The following is a 1,202-nucleotide window of genomic DNA, read 5'->3' on the forward strand; positions in this document are numbered from 1 at the left end:
GCCCCCAGGCACCCCCTGGTGAGCCTTCCTCCGGTCTGGAAAGGAGCCCTCCTCCTGAACCCGTCGCCCGTGCACCCCCTCACCCCCGCTTGCCACCACCTCGGTTCGATGTGCCGACACAAGCCGGGCGGTCCGGCGGCTACGGTGCCCTCCGCAGCGCGCCGCTCGGGAACACAGAGCCCTCCATCCCCCCGGTCGCGGGCGGGTGGCGCCCGGTGACCGACCCGCAGATCATCCTCACCTACAGCCGTGGCCGAGGGATCGTCGCCATCCCCCACGGCACGAGGTACAAGGCCGCCCACCAATTGCTCACCTCCTGCGGATTCCGCGAGGACGAGAGCGGGGTGCACCACCTGCCGGACGGAGAACCGGACCTCACCCGGGACCGGGTGGCCTCACTGGTCCGTCTCGCGAAGTTCTACCGGGCCGAGGTGACCACCGGCAGCCAGCAGTTCATCGGCGACACCGCCGGAGACATCGCGGCTCTTCTGCCCGGTGAGTGGAAAGCCCGCGTCGAGATCTACTCCAACCCCCACTGGCAGGAGGACCTCGTGCCCTGGCTGTGGGACAGCGGCGAACTCGCCCGAGTCGTCCGGCACGAGCGCGTCCCCTGCGCAGCCGCCCTCACCGACACGGCCTCCGAAACGACCCTGCTGCTCATCGAGCGCCCCGACCGAGAGTCCGGTTATCTGGTCGGCGCGCTCTCCCCCGAGTTCTTCGAGGAGGGCCACGGCGACCGGCACGCCCCACGCGGCATTGCCGTCCCCGGATCGGCCGCTTCGGCGGCCCGGGCCATCACGGACCACTACCTACCCGCCTACCGGCGCGCCGTTCACGATCGGCGGCTGGCATGCGTCGCGGAGGCGCTCGACCGCATCCGCGCCGAGCACGACGACATCGGGGCACCGGTCCCGGAAGAGACGACCGCGAGGCTCCCGGGCCGGGTGTGGGAGGAGTTCCGCTCCGTCATGCGGCACGCTCCCCCTCTCCTGGACCGATGCCGTTCCTCGGCACCCGAGAGCTCTCCGGATGACCGTGTCCTCACCCGGCTGATCGACGCCCTCGTCGACGTGGAGAGTCTGGATGGGGGCACCTCTTCGAAGCCACCGGTACCCGACGCGCTACTTCGGTCGGCCGTCGACGCCTGGCTCACCCACGGCGAAACGTTCCTGCGCCGGGCCCGCGCGGCGGCTCCCCCCACC

Annotated in this window: 1 protein-coding gene; it reads left to right on the forward strand. The window is 71.4% G+C overall.

Annotation, left to right across the window (positions count from 1 at the left end):
- Positions 1–215: 215 nt before the first annotated feature.
- A partial coding sequence (locus tag FNQ90_RS23875; RefSeq protein WP_182608246.1) for a hypothetical protein occupies positions 216–1,202 on the forward strand: 987 nt, incomplete at its 3' end.

The organism is Streptomyces alkaliphilus, from assembly GCF_014141535.1.
In the GTDB taxonomy this organism is placed as follows: domain Bacteria; phylum Actinomycetota; class Actinomycetes; order Streptomycetales; family Streptomycetaceae; genus Streptomyces; species Streptomyces alkaliphilus.